The organism is Cobetia sp. 3AK, from assembly GCF_029846335.1.
Taxonomy (GTDB): Bacteria; Pseudomonadota; Gammaproteobacteria; order Pseudomonadales; family Halomonadaceae; genus Cobetia; species Cobetia marina.
Map to the genome: position 1 here is coordinate 1 of NZ_JARWKR010000004.1, position 16,241 is coordinate 16,241.

9 protein-coding genes are annotated in these 16,241 nt (G+C 61.2%); 8 read left to right on the forward strand and 1 reads right to left on the reverse strand.

The window, feature by feature from the left end; genetic code table 11:
- From QD228_RS06640 to QD228_RS06660, 5 genes are all read left to right on the forward strand, one after another.
- The coding region (locus QD228_RS06640; protein WP_279874848.1) for a VCBS domain-containing protein at positions 1–4,215 on the forward strand (4,215 nt) is incomplete at its 5' end.
- Between the two features lie 206 nt (positions 4,216–4,421).
- Entirely contained in the window at positions 4,422–5,972 is a 1,551-nt protein-coding gene (locus tag QD228_RS06645; protein WP_279875067.1) for a TolC family protein, read from the forward strand.
- A 37-nt stretch (positions 5,973–6,009) separates the two neighbouring features.
- The gene (locus QD228_RS06650) at positions 6,010–6,816 is read left to right on the forward strand and encodes an efflux RND transporter periplasmic adaptor subunit (protein ID WP_176503439.1); all 807 of its coding nucleotides are present in this window, start codon (positions 6,010–6,012) and stop codon (positions 6,814–6,816) included.
- A complete protein-coding gene (locus QD228_RS06655; protein ID WP_191237126.1) occupies positions 6,813–8,189 on the forward strand; it encodes an HlyD family efflux transporter periplasmic adaptor subunit in 1,377 nt (458 codons plus the stop codon). Before QD228_RS06650 ends, QD228_RS06655 begins: the two co-directional genes overlap by 4 nt.
- 3 nt (positions 8,190–8,192) lie before the next feature.
- Positions 8,193–10,295, forward strand: coding sequence for an HlyD family efflux transporter periplasmic adaptor subunit (locus QD228_RS06660; RefSeq protein WP_279874851.1), 2,103 nt, complete (start codon positions 8,193–8,195; stop codon positions 10,293–10,295).
- Positions 10,296–10,481: 186 nt separating this feature from the next.
- On the opposite strand, the gene QD228_RS06665 is transcribed toward QD228_RS06660, so the two are convergent.
- Positions 10,482–13,658: an EAL domain-containing protein gene (locus QD228_RS06665; protein WP_279874852.1), complete on the reverse strand. Its 3,177-nt coding sequence runs from the start codon at positions 13,656–13,658 to the stop codon at positions 10,482–10,484.
- A 255-nt stretch (positions 13,659–13,913) separates the two neighbouring features.
- On the opposite strand from QD228_RS06665, the gene QD228_RS06670 reads away from it, so the two are divergent.
- The 3 genes from QD228_RS06670 to QD228_RS06680 all read left to right on the forward strand — a co-directional run bounded on the left by QD228_RS06670 (position 13,914) and on the right by QD228_RS06680 (position 16,181).
- Positions 13,914–14,408: a CidA/LrgA family protein gene (locus QD228_RS06670; protein WP_136939356.1), complete on the forward strand. Its 495-nt coding sequence runs from the start codon at positions 13,914–13,916 to the stop codon at positions 14,406–14,408.
- On the forward strand, positions 14,405–15,133 hold the full coding sequence (locus tag QD228_RS06675) for an LrgB family protein (RefSeq protein ID WP_084208532.1): 729 nt from the start codon (positions 14,405–14,407) through the stop codon (positions 15,131–15,133). The genes QD228_RS06670 and QD228_RS06675 overlap by 4 nt, the downstream gene beginning before the upstream one ends.
- Before the next feature lie 163 nt (positions 15,134–15,296).
- A complete protein-coding gene (locus QD228_RS06680; RefSeq protein ID WP_279874853.1) occupies positions 15,297–16,181 on the forward strand; it encodes a hypothetical protein in 885 nt (294 codons plus the stop codon).
- The last annotated feature ends 60 nt before the right edge of the window (positions 16,182–16,241 follow it).

The window sequence follows — 16,241 nt, forward strand, 5'->3', positions numbered from 1 at the left end:
ACCGACAGCCAGGGTGTGACCGCTGAGCAGGTTGTCAGCATCACCATCAACGGCAGCAACGATGCGCCTGTCATTGCCATTGAAGGCGACGACAGTGCGAGCGAGTCGCTGACCGAGACGGATGACACCCTGACCACCGCCGGCACGCTCTCCGTGAGCGATCTGGATACCACTGACGACGTCACGCCGAGCGTCACCGCGGTGACCGCCACCGGTGACACCGATGGCCTGAGCAATGTCGAGCTGCTGGGCATGCTCTCCGTCGACGCCGATGCCATCATCGATGGTGTCAGCAACGACGGCACGCTGAACTGGACCTTCGATAGTTCCAGCGTCGAAGGCGAGGCGTTCGATCACCTCGCAGTGGGCGAGAGCCTGGTGTTGGATTACACCGTGGTCGTCACCGACAGCCAGGGTGTGACCGCTGAGCAGGTTGTCAGCATCACCATCAACGGCACCAACGATGCACCTGTCATTGCCATTGAAGGTGACGACAGCGCGGCCGAGTCGCTGACTGAAACGGATGACACCCTGACCACCGCCGGCACGCTGTCCGTGAGCGATCTGGACACCACCGACGACGTGACGCCGAGCGTCACCGCCGTGACCGCCACCGGTGACACCGACGGCCTGACCAATGCCGAGCTGCTGGGCATGCTCTCCGTCGATGCCGATGCGATCATCGCCAACACCGAGAACGATGGCACTCTGAACTGGATCTTCGACAGCGCAAGCGTCGAAGGCGAAGCCTTCGATCACCTCGCCGTCGGCGAAAGCCTGGTGCTGGATTACACCGTGGTTGTCACTGACAGCCAGGGCGCCACTGCCGAGCAGGTCGTCCAGATCACCATCAATGGCAGCAACGATGCGCCGGTCATCGCCCTCGAAGGCGACGACAGTGCGAGCGAGTCGCTGACCGAAACAGACGCCACCCTGACCACCGCCGGCACGCTCTCCGTGAGTGATCTGGATACCACTGACGAAGTCACGCCGAGCGTCACCGCCGTGACCGCCACCGGTGACACCGATGGCCTGAGCAATGCCGAGCTGCTGAGCATGCTCTCCGTCGACGCCGATGCCATCATCGATGGCGTCAGTAACGACGGCACGCTGAACTGGACCTTCGACAGCAGCAGCGTCGCTGGCGAAGCCTTCGATCACCTCGCGGTGGGCGAGAGCCTGGTGCTGGATTACACCGTGGTCGTCACCGACAGCCAGGGTGTGACCGCGGAGCAGGTCGTCAGCATCACCATCAACGGCAGCAACGATGCCCCGGTCATTGCCATTGAAGGCGGCGATAGTGCGAGCGAGTCGCTGACCGAGACAGACGCCACCCTGACCACCGCCGGCACGCTCTCCGTCAGTGATCTGGATACCACTGACGAAGTGACGCCGAGCGTCACGGCCGTGACTGCCACCGGTGACACCGATGGCTTGAGCAACGATCAGCTGCTGGGCATGCTCAGTGTCGATGCCGATGCGATCATCGCCAACACCGAGAATGACGGCACGCTGAACTGGACCTTCGACAGCAGTAGTGTCGCTGGCGAAGCCTTCGATCACCTCGCCGTCGGCGAGAGCCTGGTGCTGGATTACACCGTGATCGTCACCGACAGCCAGGGCGTGACCGCTGAGCAGGTTGTCAGCATCACCATCAATGGCAGCAACGATGCGCCGGTCATCGCCATCGACGGCGACGACAGCGCGAGCGAGGCGCTGACCGAGACGGACGACACCCTGACCACCGCCGGTACGCTGTCTGTCAGCGATCTGGATACCACCGACGACGTCACGCCGAGCGTCACCGCGGTGACCGCCACCGGTGATACCGATGGCCTGAGCAATGCTGAGCTGCTGAGCATGCTCTCCGTCGATGCCGATGCCATCATCGATGGTGTCAGCAACGACGGTACGCTGAACTGGACCTTCGACAGCAGCAGTGTTGCTGGCGAAGCCTTCGATCACCTCGCCGTCGGCGAGAGCCTGGTGCTGGATTACACCGTGGTCGTCACCGACAGCCAGGGCGAGACCGCTGAGCAGGTCGTCTCGATCACCATCAATGGCAGCAACGATGCTCCGATGTTAGTGGAGGGTGCGCAACCGGCAGATCAAAGCGGTAACGATGGTGACCGCATCACACCGTTCTCTGTCGCGGATGCCTTCACTGATATCGATAACGGAGCAGAGCTCAGCTTCTCTGCTGACAACCTGCCTGACGGCCTGGTGATCGACCCGACTACCGGCGAGATCAGTGGCACGCTGTCCCCGGGTGCCTCCACTGGCGGTGACAACGCTGACGGCATCTACACCGTCTCGCTGACCGGTACTGACGAGAACGGCTTGGATGTCACCACGACCTTCACCTGGACCGTAGCCAACGTCGCGCCGGAAGCCTTCGACAACACTGCCGAGCTGGATGAGGGCGTTGCGACCAGCGACACCAGCACCACCACCGGCAATGTACTCAGCGATGGCGACACCAATGGTGACGTCGATGTCGATGGCGGTAACGACAAGGATGCGCTGGTCGTCAGCGGTATCGGTGCTGGCGCCAATGCCGACACTGACACCGTCGCAGGCACGCCGGTCACCGGCATCTACGGCAGCGTCACCATCGCCGAAGACGGCAGCTACAGCTACACGCTGGATAACAGCAACGCGGCGGTTCAGACGCTGGCCGACGGGGAAGTGCTCACCGAGACCTTCACCTACGCGATCTCCGATGGTCAGGGCGGTACCGACACGGCGCTGCTCACCGTCACCATCAACGGCACCAATGATGCGCCGGTGTTGGTCGATGGGGCGCAGCCGGCCGATCAGAGTGCCAATGACGGCGATACGATCACACCGTTCACCATTGCCGGCGCCTTCACCGACGTCGACGAGGGTGCGGAGCTGACCTACAGCGTCGACAACCTGCCGGACGGTCTGGTGATCGACCCGATCACCGGCGAGATCAGCGGCACGCTGTCAGCGGATGCTTCCACCGGCGGTGACAACAACGACGGCATCTACACCGTCACGCTGACCGGCACTGACGAGAACGGGGCCGAGGTCACCACGACCTTCACCTTTGAAATCGGTAACCCTGTGCCAGAGGCGTTGAGTCAGAGCGCTGATGTCTCAGAGGATGGCGTGACGACTGCCGAGGGCAGCTTGTTGGTCGATTCTGATGGCCAGCCAGCCACCGTGGATGTCGATGGAGATACCCTGACGATTGCCAGTGTCAATGGTCAGGAAGTCGCCGATACCGCCACCGTGATTCAGGGTACCTATGGGCAGTTGATCATTGCCCCCGATGGCACTTGGAGCTATGTGCTGGACAATGAAAGTGAGGCAGTTCAATCACTGGAAGATGGTCAGCAGGTCACGGATGATTTCAGCTTTGTCGTCAGTGATGGACAGGGTGGTACGGCTGTCGGTAAGTTGACGATCAATATCGCAGGCCTCAGTGATAATGCGGCTCCGGAGCCAGTGGTCCCTGTCGCACCTGTAGACGGCACTTCAGTGATTTCTCCAACGGTGCCTGGAGCGAATGACGGTTCTGATGGGGATGAGTTTGGTCCGCTGACGGTAGATGAGGAGGAGCTATTCCGACCGCTCAGCGAATCCTCTCAGTTTGATATCCCGAGTATCCAACCGGTTCAGCTGACCATCATCTTGCGTGATGTCGTTGCAAATGAAGCTATTTACGAGTTCTCTCTGCCGGCGGGTGCTTTCGAAAGCACCAACAATGAAGAGATTACGGTCGAGTCCACTCGAACAGATGGCAGCCCGCTACCTGATTATGTGGTCTTCGACAGTGACTCGCTTACCTATCGCGTGAATCGTGAGCTGGCACTTTCACTGGGTGTGGAGCGCATCGATGTCAAGGTGATCGGTCGTGACGAATCCGGTAATGAAGCTAGCACCAGCTTTGTCATCTATCTGACTCCTGAACAGGAAGATGAACAGGCAAGTGACGACTCCTTCGGTAATGATGGACAGGCATCGGAGAATGATCAGCTTCCTGAGGGGCAGGGGGATAGTGAAGGTAATGAACAAGACGAATCTTCTGATCAAGAGCAGGCTGACACAGAAGAGACTGCGGTACTTGGTGCAGTGCCTCTCTCCGATATGCTCAAGGTTGCTGGGCGCGATGGATTCAGTAATGATCACGCCGAGGTATTGGCCGATTTGATGAAGTTACTGGAAGGGGATTCCAGGATTTCTTGAATGAGACACTTTCGGCTAGGCTGAGATTGCTTGAGATTGCCTACCTGATTCAGTGAAAAGAATCATACCCGCCTGATATGGCAGGCGGGTCTACAAGAGTAAGGGACAGGGGCTTCAACATGACTGAATCATCAATTGTAAATACACCCCGGACATCGTCGTCGGGTCAGTCAAAGAGCGCTGGACGACTGAAGACCTTGGTCACTGTGATTGCTGTCACCACTGCCGGTGCAGTTCTGTCAGCCTGCGGCACCGTACAGCCTGAGCCTCTGGATCGTCAGGATATCGCGACCGCCATCCAGAGTGATGAGATGCTCTTCGAGCAGATGACACCGGCCATCACCGAGCCACTTGATCTCAATCACGCGATGGCGCGCGCGCTGAAGTACAACCTCGACAATCGCGTCAAGCTGATGGAACAGGCGTTGGCCGAGCAGAGCTTCAATCTGGCCAAGATGGACATGCTCCCGGTATTGGCGGCAAATGCCGGTTTCACCAGCCGCAACAATGAAGATGCCTCCTCGAGCGAGAACGTGCGTACCGGCGTGCAGAGCCTTGCCCAGTCGACCTCTGTCGACAAGGACCGTACCGATGCCGATCTACGTCTTTCCTGGAACGTGCTGGATTTCGGTGTCAGCTACCTGAAGGCCAAGCAGGAGGCGGACCGCTTCCTGATCGTCAAGAATGCCCGGCGTGACATCATGGCCAAGCTGCTTCAGCAGACGCGCAGCGCCTATTGGAAGGCCGCGGTGACGCAGAAGTTGAAGCCGCGCATCGATGCCTTGCTGATAGACACCGAAAAGGCGCTCGCCCAGCTGGATCAGATCCAGCGCGAACGACTCCGGGCGCCGTTGGATGTCCTGCAGGAGCAGCGCCAGCTGCTCTCCATCATGCGCAATCTCAAGAGCTTGCAGCGTTCCGTCGAGACTTCGCAGATCGAACTGGCCAGCCTGATCAATCAGGCCCCCAATGTCGAGATCCCCTTGCAGGCGCCGAGCCAGTTGCCGGCACTTCCTCCGTTGCCTTCCAATGACCTGGATGTGCTGGAGCGTGTCGCGCTGGCCAACAGTGGGGAATATGTCGGTCAGCTCTACAATGCCCGTATCGCGCAACGTGAAGCGCGCAAGAGCATGGTGCGACTGTTGCCGGGGCTGGAGTTCTCCTACAGCGCCAATTACGACAGCAACAGCTATCTGTACAACGATACCTGGGCACAGGCAGGGGTGAGGATCAGCTGGAATATCTTCCGTCTGTTTGCCATCGATGAGATCAAGGCTCAGAACGAGGCGCGTGATCAGATGGTGGAGGCTCGTCGTCTGGCCAGCAACATGGCGACGTTGGCCCGCGTCAATCTTGGCTGGCAGCAATACCATAATTCGCTGGAAAGTCTCAGTATCGCCCAGCGATTCCAGGCACTGGATGAGCAGATCGCGGACTTCAGCAAGCAGGCGCGGGCAAGCCGTGCGATCTCGGGGACGCAATCCCTGCTCAACCAGGCCAAGGCATTGAACTCGGTGTTGAGCAATTCATTGGCCTATGCCGATGCGCAGGATGCCTATGGAGGTTTCCTGTTCAGTCTGGGCTTCAATCCGGTGCCCGAGGATTATCAGCGTTATGACGTGGATACCCTGGCCAGCAATCTGGATGCCTCCTTCCAGCAATGGTCCGGTGGCAGTCTGCCGTTGCAGGATCCGGCCCTCTGGCTGGAAGTCCAGTCCGAGACAACCAATGCACAGGACGGTCAGGCCAGTCTCTGAACTAGCCTCCCATCTTGTTTCAACAGGGATGCTGATGATGACCGTTGGACACCAAGTTACCCGTTACCTGCAGATCTTCAGTGGATCTCTGCTGCTCGCGGGGACGAGCCTGATGGGTCAGGCTCACGCCGCGGAGCAACCGACCGTTCGCGGGCAGGTCAGTGCCGTCAACTCCACCATGCTGGCAGCGCCGCTGTCGGGGCGCTTGCTGGAGGTCAATCGACGCGTTGGGGAAGAAGTGAAGCAGGGCGAGGTCCTGGTGCGTTTTGATTGCCGCTCCCTGAAGGCCGAGCGAGCGGTCGCGAGTGCGCGCCTGTCGGGGGCCAGCTCACAGTACAAGGTCAACAAGCAGTTGGCGCGTTATGACAATGTCAGCCAGCTGGATGTCGATCTCTCACGAGCGGCAGTCAATGAGGCGAGTTCTTCCGTCAAGCTCTCTGATGTCTACCTGAGCGACTGCACCATCACTGCACCCTTTGATGCCGAAGTCATCTCGCGCGTCGTCAACCCCTATCAATTCGTCTCCAATGGAGAGCCGATGCTGGAACTGGTCAGCTCCGACGAGCTGGAGATCGAAGCCGTGATACCTGCGATGTGGCTGGGGCAGGTAGGAAGCGACACGCCCATGACGTTCACCGCAGATGCGACGGGCGCCGAGCTCTCCGGCAAGATCGTCCGGGTCGTGGACAGCATCGACCCTGTCAGCCAGACACTCAAGGTGATCGCGAGGCCGGATGCCAAGCCGGGAGTGGGTATCAAGCCCGGCATGAGTGGTGAGGTGCGCTTTCCCTCTCTGAATTCATCAGGCCTTGATGCCGAAGAGAGTGGAGAGGCATCACGATGAATCGGCGGGTCGAGATGCCAGGCAGTGTCACCACGGATCGCCTGGCCGGCCTCATCACGCTGCAAAAGCGTCTGATGAGCGCCAAGGGGCGCAAGGAGGCCGAGTATGTACTGGTCAACGACACCGGTTATCTGTTTCCGGCGCGCCAGATATTGCTGGTTGCCAATGGCAAGCTTTCCGCTCACTCCGGCGCGACGGATGTCGAGCAGCAGAGCCCCTATCTGCATTGGGTGAGGCGGGTTCTCAAGACGTTCGAGCTTGATCGGCGTGATGTCTCCAGACGCGTCGATGACGCCTCTGCTTCTTCGCCGGATCAGCTGATGCTGCTGACGCCCGAGCGTCTCGCCGAGCGGGATGCTGCATTGGGGGCCGACTGGAGTGAATACTGGCCGCGCGAAGGTGTCTGGATTCCCATGGTCTGGCGAGGCCGGCTCGAGGGCGGTTTGTTGCTGTTGCGGGAAAAGCCGTGGAACGAGGCTGAGCAGCGACTGCTGACCCACTGGGTGCAGGGGGCTGAGCATGTGCTTGCGCGTCATGCCGGGCGCAAGCGCTCTCCGGTGGGCAAGCGCCTGCTGACGGGAGCCATCGTGGCGATGCTGGGCTTGCTGATGTTGATTCCGGTGCGGCTTTCGGTACTGGGGCAGGCCGAGATCGTTCCTCAGGTCAGCAGTCTCATTCGTTCACCGCTGGATGGCGTGCTGAAGGAATTGGCCGTGGCGCCCAATGATCCGGTGCAGAAGGGCCAGCTGCTGGCCAGGCTGGACGATGCCGAACTCAAGGGACGGCTTGCGGAAGCCCGGCAGGCACTGGCCGTGGCGCAGGCGGAATATGCCCGTGCCCGTCAGCGCGCCTTCACTGATCGGGATGCCAGCGCGGAAGTGCCACTGTTGCTGGCACGAGTGGAGCAGACGCGTGCCGATGTCGACTTTCTTGAGCAGCAATTGACGCGAGTCCGTGTAGAGGCGCCTCGAGCCGGTGTGGCGATCATCGGGGATGCCAGCGATTGGGCAGGGCGGCCTGTCCAGTTGGGCGAGCGTCTGCTGGAAGTCGCCGACACTCGCGGGGCTGAGGTGGAAATCTGGCTGCCGAGTGCCGACAACATCCCGCTGCCGGAAGGCGCGAAGGTGTCCTTGTTCCTCAATGTCGACCCCTCCCAGGTCCGTGATGCCAGTCTGACGCATGTCAATTATCGCGCAGAGCTCGCACCGGACGGTGAGCTTGCCTACCGCGCGCGAGCCCTGTTGAACGATGCCGAGAACCTGCCACGTGTCGGTTGGCGCGGGACAGCCAAGGTGGAAGGCGAGCAGGTCACGCTTGGCTATTACCTCTTCCGTCGCCCCTGGGCCACGCTGCGTAGCTGGATCGGGTGGTAGATCATGATCTCTCAGACTCCCCCCCTGGCGGTATTGCGTGAGGACCTCAAGCTTCATCCCGTCGAGCAGGATCGGGATGGAAAGCGTCGCTGGTTGCTGCATGACCCGGTAGCACAGCGCTTCTACCGGTTGGGAGAAGCGGCCATCGAATTGTTGCCGTTCATACGCGGCGGCCAGGAATCGGTCGCCGCTAAGCAGGCCAGCGAGAGTCTGGGGCGTGACGTTCCCGGAGAGCAGCTGCGTGCCCTGTCGGACTTTCTGCGGCAGCACGATCTGGTGCGGGGCGATCCAGGACAGCAGGAGCGATACCAACGGCGTCTCGAATCTCGCCCCAAGGGCCTCAAGTGGTTGATGCATCACTACCTGTTCGTGCGCATTCCGCTGGCAAATCCTGATCGCTGGTTGAGTCGCCACGTCAACAAGGTACGTTGGCTGGGCAGCAAGGGCTTCTTCTGGAGTCTATGCGTGCTGTGGCTTCTCGGCGTGTGGTTGACGATTCGGCAGCTGGATATGTTCATCGCGAGCTTCTCCGCGCTGGGCGCTGTCGGAGGATGGCTGACGCTCGGGGCGGCATTGGTCTTCGTCAAGGTGTTGCATGAACTGGGGCATGCCTTCGTGGCCAAGGCCAAGGGAGTGCGCGTCCCCACCATCGGGGTGGCCTTCATCGTCGGCTGGCCGGTGCTGTATACCGACACCAGCGATGCCTGGCGCCTCACCGATGCCAAGGATCGCGTCAAGGTGGACGTCGCGGGGGTGGCGGTAGAGCTATCCATCGCGGTGCTGGCCCTGCTCAGCTGGCATCTGTTGCCCGAGGGGATGGTGCGCACTCTGTGCTTCTGGCTGGCGACGACGACCTGGATCATGTCGGCACTGGTCAACTTCAATCCCTTGATGCGCTTTGATGGCTATTACCTGCTCTCCGATGCCTGGCGTCAGCCCAATCTTGAACCCCGCTCACAGGCGCTTGCACGTTGGCAGCTGCGTGAGTGGCTGTTCGGGTTCAAGGAAGTGCCTCCGGAACGTCCGCAACGTGCGTTGGTCGGCTTTGCCATGGGAGTCTGGGTATATCGCCTGCTGCTGTTTCTCGGGATCGCGTTGGCGGTCTATCACTTCTTCTTCAAGCTTCTCGGCATCGTATTGTTCGCCGTCGAGATCTGGTACTTCATCATGCGGCCAATCGTGAATGAAATTCGGCGCTGGTTCAGTGAAGGTCGCAAGCCACGTGCCAATCTGGCGTTGTTGAGGACCTGTGTGATCTTGATGGCGCTCGGCGGACTGCTGGTGTGGCCGTGGCAAGGTGAATTGGGTCTCCCGGGCTGGCTGGAGCAGCCCTCGACACGCCTCGAAGCGCCCTTTGGTGGTCGAATCAGCCTGGAGGTCGCTCAGGGAGATGATGTGACCGTCGGTGAGGCTCTGGCGGTGGTCAGTGCGCCGGAAGTCGCCCAACGGCTTGCCACTGCCAGGCGTCGCGTGCAACAGCTCGACTGGCGTCGCTCTGCCAGCGGGCTGGATCGCAGGTTGTTGCAGGAGAGTCCGGTCATCCAGGCCGATCTTGACGTTCAGCGCCAGCGTGTCAGTGCTCTGGAGGCCGAGCAGGCGACAGGGCAGCTGGTGGCCTCATTCTCCGGCAAGGTCCATTCGCTCAATCCCGCCTTGAGGGAGGGCGGCTGGGTTGGAGAGGGGGAATGGGTGATGACGTTGCGCAACCCTGAAAAGGTGACGCTCACGGCCTGGGTAGAGGAAGAGGAGGTGTTGCGCATTGCACCGGGTGCCAGCGCCTGGTTCTACCCCCTCGCGCCAGTGGGGGCGCCGATCGAGATGCGTGTCGTCGGCGTGGACCCCCAGTCGGCCGCGATTCTGGAGCAGCCCGAGATGGCGGTGCCCTACGGTGGGGAGTTGAAGGTACGTGAGGGAAAGGAAGGTCAGCTGGAGCTGGTTCGCAGTCTGTATCGAGTGACACTGGCGCCGGTGGATGCCGCCAAGGCACTTGCCCAGTCGATTCCCGGACGCCGCGGTGTCGTCAAGGTCAAGACTCAGGCCCGCAGTCTGTTGAGTCGGACCTGGCGTGAGGTGGTGGGGGTCTGGCGCCGCGAATCAGGCTTCTGAGGCAGGAGGGGCTGACGCCCCGGGGTCGGCTTCAACGAGACACGCACTGACGGCATCGCTGTCAGTGCGTGTCTCGTTTCAGAGGCGCGTCCGGACTCCGCCTTCATGCGAGAGGGGTCGTGTCGAGGGGCCGTGCCGAGGGCTGCCACATGATCGAAAGGACCACAGCGTGATCGGTATCGTCGCTCAAGACGTGAGCTGCGTCCCCGGGCGGTTGTTGGCGATGCCTTGCGACGTCATCACGCAAGCCTTGTGAGCCTGCGTCGAGTTCTCTGCCACCAGCGGTGAAGGCTTGCCGATGGCATAGCCCTGGACGTGGTCGACCCCGATGGACGTCACGCATGCCAGTACCTCCTGGCTGCCAACGAATTCCGCGATGGTCTGCATGCCCATTTCGCGGGCCACCTCGGCGATGGCACGCGCGATGGCGTAGGAGACACGATTGGTGTCCATGTCACGAATGAAGGCACCATCGATCTTGAGATAATTCACCGGCAGGCTCTTGAGATACCCGAAGGATGATACGCCGCTGCCAAAATCATCCAGTGCGAAGTAGCACCCCAGCTCCCCCAGAGTATCGAAGAAGGTGCGAGCATCGCCCAGGCGAGTGATGGCCACGCTTTCCGTAATCTCGAAGCACAGCTTGTGGCCGGGAATCCCGCTGTCACGTACCAGGCTGACCAGCATGTCGCGAAAATTGGGACTGCTGATGGAGTGACCCGAGAGGTTGAGAGACACCCGTGCCAGGCTGGCCAGGTGGGCAGGTTGCGACTGCAGCCAGGCCAGATAATGCCGGATGACGTATTCATCGATGGTGGCAGCCAGCCCATAACGCTCTGCCGCAGGCAGGAAGGCTCCTGGGGCGATGATGCTGCCGTCACGCCCCAGCATGCGCACCAGCACCTCATAGTGCTGCTCATCACGGGTGCCCGGCCTGGTGCGCGTGCTGGCGATGGGCTGGTGATAGAGCACGAGACGTTGCGCTTCCACCGCGGCGGTGATTTCGGCGACCCAGTGCATTTCCTCCATCCGCTGAGTGACTTCGTCTCCGCTCACGCTATGGCGATGCACGCGGTTGCGCCCAGCGTCCTTCGCTTCATAACAGGCGGCATCGGCAGCGCTGAGCAGATGATGCGGATCATTCTGGCCGTTGCTGATGCTGACCAGGCCGATGCTGGCGCTGACGCTGAACAGCTTGTCGTCCCACATGAATCGGAAATTGGCCACGCTCTGGCGCAGTCGCTCCAGCAGCGGTTCCGCTTCGTCCAGTGTCATGCCGGGCATCAACAGACCGAATTCGTCACCCCCGAGACGGGCCAGAAGATCCTGTGGGCGCAGATCATTGCCGATGACGTCAACCAGCTGGATCAACAGGGCATCACCCGCGGAATGTCCGCAGGTATCATTGACGACCTTGAATTGATCAAGATCGATATAGGCGAGGCAATGATGCGAGTGGTCCTCGCGCACGACGTCACAGAACTGCGTCAATCTGCGACGGAAGGCGGCGCGGTTCAGAAGTCCTGTCAGGCTGTCATGGTTGGCTTCATGGATCAGTCGCTGGGACATGGTGTGACTATGGGTCTTGTCGACCAGAGCGACCAGCGTATAGCCGTCCTGCACCGGGGTGGTATCGACGGAGGAGACGCTGACGTCGGCATGCACCGTGTTGCCCCGTGCATGAAGGAAGCGGCAGCGTTGGGTGAAGTGACTGATACCGCCCTCGATCAAGGCAAGGTGGCGTCGTTGCAGCGATGCCAGGTCTTCCGGCTCGATCAGTTCGCGGATATAGCAGCCCTCGAGCATGGTGCTCGGGTAGCCGAGGATGTCCTCGAGTCGCTGGTTGACCCTCAACAACTGACCCGCCTTGGACATGTGCGCCATCCCGACGGCGGAGTGCTCGAAGGTGGCGCGATAGCGACGCTCGCTGGCACGCAGTCGCTCCTGGGTCGCGTGACGCTCAAGCTCGGTGGCAAGCTGTGAGACGTGATCACAGGCCGAGCTCAGGAAGGCGAGCTCATCCTCCGCCCATTCGCGTGGACCGCCACACTCCGTGCAACAGATCACCCCGCGAATCTTGCCGGAGATGCGCACGGGGCTATCGAGAATTGCCTGGAGGTCCGTGCTGAAATAGCCATTGAACAACAGCCCGCTGCTGGCCTGCTGGGTATCGCTGATCGCCAGGATGCGCTCGGATTTCAGGGCGGTGAAATACTCTCCCAGCTGGCTGTCACACAGCTCTCGGGGGTACGCCCGAGAGGTCGCATCGTGCGGGGCAGGCAGTTCACCGTCGTGTACATGACTCAGTGACAGCCGGGTTCCCTCCGGATTCATCTTCCAGAAACTGACCTTGCGTACCTGCAGGGCATCCGCCACCTGCTGGCAGATCCATGGCATCAGATCTTCGAGCCGAGCGCCCTCGGCATGGTGGGCGTTGCCGAGTCGTATCAGCACGGCCTGCTGACGTTCGTAGCGACATAGCTTGTCGGCCTGTGCCACGGCGGCCATGTGCTGCTGATGGATGTCGAGCAGAGAGCCGATGAAACGATAGGGCGCGTCATCACGCACCTGGAACTGCGCACGCAACTTGAACCAGCGGTAGTCTCCCTGGCGGGTGCGGATGCGCAGTTCGATGCTGAACGGGGTTTCCTGCAGGCGCTTTATCGCGAGAAGCGCCTGGAACTCTTCGCGCATCTCGGGGGCGACTCTTTCATGCAGCGCCTCGAGTCGGCTGTCCAGGGTTCCGGCGCTGTAGCCCAGCTGCATTTCCAGGCGTGGCGATATCGTCAGGCGTTCATTGCCTAGCTGCCATTCGATGATGCCATCGGAAATGCTGCGCAGTATCCAGTTGGCGCGGGTATAGCTGTCGCGCAAGGCTGCACTGAGCTGGGCACTCTGCATGAGGCGCTTCAGCGCCTCGCTGATCATTCCAGCCAGCTGATCAAGCCGCGCCAGGATGTCATCGTCGGGCAGCGACTGGCGTGGACAGGTGTCGAACATGCTCATGCATCCGACCACCGCGCCAGTGGCATCATGCAGTGGCAGTCCGATATAGAAGCGTATGCCATCCCCCTTCACCGAACAGGTATCGCGCAATTCAGCATGCTGATAGGCATCGCGCGTCACCAGAGGCCTTCCCTTGATGACGGCCAGGCCACACAGGCTATCGTGCAGCGGAAGGGTATCGGGAATGCTGTCGTCCAGGCTTACCCAACGCTTGAGATGACGCGCGTTGCGCAAGCTGATCAAGGCGAGGGGAGTCCCGGCGAGATCCGCTGCCAGCTCCAGCAGCATGCGGGCCTGATGGTCCTCTTCGCGTCGAAGTGTCTCGACCCATTCCGAAGTGATGGAAGTATCAAGCATCAAGGATTCTGGCATCGCGTAGGCGTGTCCTTGCCGGAGAAGGTGGCGGTTCAGTCGAGTCAGAACACTACCATAAGGCAGCGTTGCCGCCACTGCCGGGCTTTCGACGTGCACCCGGGGCTGCGCCATGCAGCCCACGTCGCGCCCATGGCGGATACGGCTCGGTATCACCGTGCCGTGATTGGGCATCTATGGCACAATTCGGCCTTTTACCGCACGTCAGATGAGTGCCTTGATGGGGGAGACTGACCGGAGATGGAGTTGATCAAGGGGTTCTGCATTCTGCTGACATGTCAGTTCGTGGGCGAGGTGCTGGGACGTGCCCTCGTATTGCCGGTGCCTGGGCCGGTACTGGGCATGCTGATCCTGCTGCTGGCGCTGATGGTGCGTGGCCGTCTGCGCAAGCGATTGATACCGTCGCCGGACAGGGAAGGTGACGCCGTGCGCATCTCGGACAACGATGCCGGTCAACGTCAGCTGCTCCGCGCCATGTTGCGTGAACGAGTGCCCGGCAGTCTCAGGCTTGCCAGCAATGGCCTGCTGGCGCATCTCTCGCTGTTGTTCGTCCCGGCAGGCGTCGGGGTCATGGTGCATCTGGATCTCATCGCTCAGGATCTCCTCGCCATCGCGGTGACGCTGGTGGTATCCATCGCCGTGACGCAGTTCGTGACAGCCTGGCTGTTGCAGCGGCTGATAGATCGTCGTTCATCTTTGCAAGGTCCGATGGCCGGCAAGGGAGGGGAACAGTGAATCTCGCCCCTCTGGATGCTCTCTGGGTCTATCTCAGTGCCTCTCCGCTGCTGCATCTATTGCTGACGCTGGCGGCCTTTCTGCTGGCGACCGTGATCAACCGCCTGGCTCGTGGCGCGTCTCTTGCCCATCCGGTGCTGGTGTCGATTGCCTTGATCATCGGCTTTCTCTGGTTGACGGATACCGACTACGCGACCTATTTCGAAGGCGCCCAGTTCATTCACTTCCTGTTGGGGCCGGCGACGGTGGCACTGGCGGTGCCGCTGTTCGATCATCTTGACCGCGTCAAGCAGATGCTCTGGCCTCTGCTGACGGCCTGTTGCGTCGGTATCACCACTGCAGTGACCACCACGCTCGGTCTGGCCCTGGTCCTGGGGGCGCATACACCGGTGGCGCTGAGCCTGGCACCCAAGTCGGTGACCTCGCCGATCGCCATGGGGATCGCGGAAAAGCTCGGCGGCATTCCCTCACTCACGGCAGGACTGGTGTTGTTGACCGGGACGCTTGGCTGTGTGATCGGTCCGCTGATGCTGCGACTGTCAGGTGCGCGTGATGATACCGTCAAGGGCTTTACCATGGGCCTGTCTGCCCATGGGATCGGCACGGCTTACTGCTTCTCTTCACTCAGCACCCTGGCCGGTGCCTTCGCGGGCATGTCCATGGGGCTGACGGGGCTCCTGACGGCCTTCATTCTGCCGCCGCTGGTCCATCTGTTCGGGTTGTAAGCCTTGGGCATCGGCGTCTGGCGCCGGCAAGGGACATCAAGTCTTCCGTCAGAGGGCAAGGAAAGAGTCGCTGCTTAATCTTTCGTTAAGCGTTGGTCGGCATCGTGTAGATCATTCAGCCTGGCATGGTCGAATCGACGATGCCCCGACCAAGGATGTTGCCATGTACCGTCCGTTTCGCTCCCGTGGTGGTTCTGTCGAAAGTTCTCGGCTGGCCGGTCATCGCTTGCTCGTCGAAGCGCCCATGGCCTCGAGTTGCCGGGAGATATGCTGGCAGCTGGCGGGCCATGGCGCCACGCTGACACTGGTGGAGCGCCCGGGAGATGATCTCGCGCTTCTGTGCCAGTTGCTGCCGACGCCTCTGGGGCAACGGCATCGCTGTCTGACCCTCGCCGTCTCGGACGTCACCGGCGAGTCGCTGTGTGAGCAGCTGCTCGGCATCACGCCCGCGTCGCGTCCTCACACCCTGGTGAGCTTGCCGGGTGATGGTGAGTGGCAGCTGGAGGCCGGGCGTGCCATGCATGTTCTGCATGGCTCTGGCTGGCAGCCTGGCGTGCGCCAGCGGGTACTGGAATGTCTCTCGGCCTCTCTTGTCGCGGCGGGGCGGGAGGAATTGGTCGAGTTCATACTGCAGCCGGATGGCCACTTGTTCGCCCCGGCCTCCGCCTGTGCCCACCAGCATGTCAGGCTTCACGTTCCCCCTCTGATCACCGGCGAAGAGCCCCCGCTACTGATGCAACTGGCGCGGCACCAAGGATGCCACCCCATCAGCATCGAGCGTCAGGTCGAGCAGATGGTGTATCCGCTTTGCCTGTTGCGAGCACCGGGGGCGTTGGCTCGCATGAGACTTCGAGGTGGCTGGGCATTGCGCCGCATCCTCGGCCAACCGGAACGCATGCTGGACTCGGGTCTGGAGGCCATTCGCGAAGCGCTTCAACGCATCGTGTTTCGCCGCCAGGAGCGCCGCGCTGTCCTCGGCGCAAGACGACGGGGCAGGGGATGGGGCTTGCAAAGGCCATGGGCGGAGAGAGCCGGGAATCGCGCCTAGTCGATGATGCTGCCATCCCGCTCTCGTCATCTGTCATCAGTGGGGGCATGGGATATCCCC